The organism is Arthrobacter bambusae, from assembly GCF_022606295.1.
GTDB lineage: Bacteria > Actinomycetota > Actinomycetes > Actinomycetales > Micrococcaceae > Arthrobacter > Arthrobacter bambusae_A.
Map to the genome: position 1 here is coordinate 1 of NZ_JAHHZS010000098.1, position 1,258 is coordinate 1,258.

1 protein-coding gene is annotated in these 1,258 nt (G+C 62.9%); it reads right to left on the reverse strand.

All coding sequences use genetic code 11. The annotated features are described in order from the left end of the window. Positions 1-29 precede the first annotated feature (29 nt). Positions 30-1,177 (reverse strand): IS3 family transposase gene (locus KNN17_RS22260; RefSeq protein WP_241711096.1). Its coding sequence is split into 2 segments (ribosomal slippage): positions 30-904 and positions 904-1,177, totalling 1,149 coding nucleotides; the frame shifts between segments, so codons are not numbered across the junction. Positions 1,178-1,258: the final 81 nt, after the last annotated feature.

Consider the following 1,258-nt stretch of genomic DNA (forward strand, 5'->3'; position numbering starts at 1 on the left):
TGGTTGGGTCCCCGTTAGCAGTCCAGCGTCTATGCGATAGCTAATTGGTTTTCTTGCGTCCAGTTCTCCCAGTACCGATTCGGCGTCATGCCATCCAGGGATCCGTGGGGCCGTTCATGATTGTAGATAGCTTTCCATTCCTCGGCCAAATACCTTGCCTCGGCCATGGTGTCCATGATTTCTCCGGTGAGTTGTTCCCTTCTGAACTGGGCGTTGAACGACTCGATAAAGCCGTTCTGCCACGGTGATCCGGGGTCGATGAACGCGGTATCGACCCCGGCGGTGTTGCACCAGCCGACCAGCGCTGCGGCGGTGAATTCCGGCCCGTTGTCGCAGCGGACGTACGTCGGGGCGGTGCCGGTTTCGGCGATGATGTCCTCCAGCACCGCGATGACGTCGGCGGCCTTGAAGGACCGGCGCGGAATGACTGCCAGCGCCGTGCGCGTGTATTCGTCGATGACATTGAAGAACCGGATGTGTCGGCCGCAGGAGGTCACGTCGGACTGGAAATCGAAGCTGACCACGTGCATCGGGTACTGGGCCGTGAGACGCTTCTGTTCCCCGGCGCCGGGGCCGGTGCGCCTCTTCTTCCTCGCCCTGGGTTTGCACGTGAGCCCTTCGTCACGCCAGAGCCGGCGCACCCGCTTCTTGTTCAGTGCCACACCAGCCCATGCCGGCTGGGCCAGCAGATGCCAGCGGGCCTTCCGCCAGCCCCACGCGGGATGCTTCACGGCCACGGCCCTCAGGTCCGCACGCAGCTGCGCCTCCTCGAATCCCATGTCGGGTTTCTTCTTGCGGAACGCGGACCGGTTCTGGCCCAGAAGCGCGCAGGCGAAGCGTTCGGACGCCCCGAACTTCTCCACCGCCATGCGCACGGCACGGCGGCGCGGTTCGGGGCTCAGAATTTTCCCTTCGCCACCTCATTGAGAATGTCGATGGCCAGTTCCTTCTCCGCCAGCAACCGCTTGAGCCGGGCGTTCTCCTTCTCCAGCTCTCTGGTCCGCCTGGAGGCCTCGGCGTTCTTCTCGGAACCGTACTCCTTCAGCCACCGGTACCAGGTCGCCTCGGTGACCTGGAGCTCCTTGATGACCTCGACCATCGGGCGTCCGTCATTGAGCATCTTCTGGCCCTGCCGGACCTTCGCGATGACCTGCTCGGGGGTGTGTCTGCGTGCCATGATTCGTGAAATTCCTCCTGCGTCCATTCTCGGACACGAAACTCACACAAACACTGGACTCCTACCCGGGGACCCAACCAG